We start from the raw sequence: 886 nt of genomic DNA, 5'->3' as shown, positions 1-886 counted from the left end.
CTTAAAATTTATGTGAACCCTATTTTTATCAGCTTTTGTGTCAAAAGCAGAAGCTATTCTATCATAATTAATTGTCTTTGTCTTACACAAAGCCGTTATAAATAAACAGATAAGCTTGACCCTTGCCAGATTCAGTTCGCCTTTAAAATGACCTTGTAATACCAAAATTAATGATGTATCTTTGTACCCTAGACTGGTGTTCTTCATTAGAAAAATTATGTGGTAATAATCTTTTAATGTAATGAATATCAGTCTTTTTTCATAATTTTTTTTAACTTATTTTGTTGGGGTTCATGGAAATATATTTTTTTGTCATGTACTAAAAGAAAAATTATAAATTCCGTCTTGCTTGTCCATAAAATGAACTTTATAAATACCTTTAAAAAGGTTAATTTCAGATGATTTGTCATTTTGTATTAAAACGTAATTTATTTCTTTTTTTGAGCAAGAGATAAATAAAAATAAAAGTATAAAAATTAATTTTCTCATTTTAAGCCTGTATTAATGTAACTTGGTAAATCGAAGATTCATCGAATACCGCTGAAAACAATTATCGATGAGATAAAAGTTACCTCCTGTAAGGGCGGCACCTGCACCGCCACTAAGGGTGCCAAAGGCAATAGTGCCAATGTCGCCAAAATTGTCGCCAAGGCTGTTCAATCCTGTGCCTTTTATCGCAACACCATTTGCATCTACGCTCGTGCCTCCGTTGTATAAACTACTTGCTATGGTATTCAATTTTTTTAGAAAGTTATATCTTTGTCAAAGTTTTAAACTTTGACAAAGATGGTTGATACAAATTTTAAACCTCAAATAAATAGCTTTTTTTTACAAAAATAAATTTAAGTTTTTGTTTTTCTTTGAATGATAATTTTTTCTGTCGGTA

At 29.7% G+C, this 886-nt stretch carries 2 protein-coding genes; both read right to left on the bottom strand.

Annotation, left to right across the window (positions count from 1 at the left end; all coding sequences use genetic code 11):
• A partial coding sequence (locus B0A58_RS16655) for a hypothetical protein (protein ID WP_207758850.1) occupies positions 1–207 on the bottom strand: 207 nt, incomplete at its 3' end.
• A 294-nt stretch (positions 208–501) separates the two neighbouring features.
• The gene (locus tag B0A58_RS12215) at positions 502–738 is read right to left on the bottom strand and encodes a hypothetical protein (protein ID WP_089081291.1); all 237 of its coding nucleotides are present in this window, start codon (positions 736–738) and stop codon (positions 502–504) included.
• Between the last annotated feature and the right edge of the window lie 148 nt (positions 739–886).

This window comes from Flavobacterium branchiophilum NBRC 15030 = ATCC 35035 (assembly GCF_002217205.1).
Taxonomy (GTDB): domain Bacteria; phylum Bacteroidota; class Bacteroidia; order Flavobacteriales; family Flavobacteriaceae; genus Flavobacterium; species Flavobacterium branchiophilum.
This window is presented reverse-complemented; position numbering and strand designations above follow the sequence as displayed.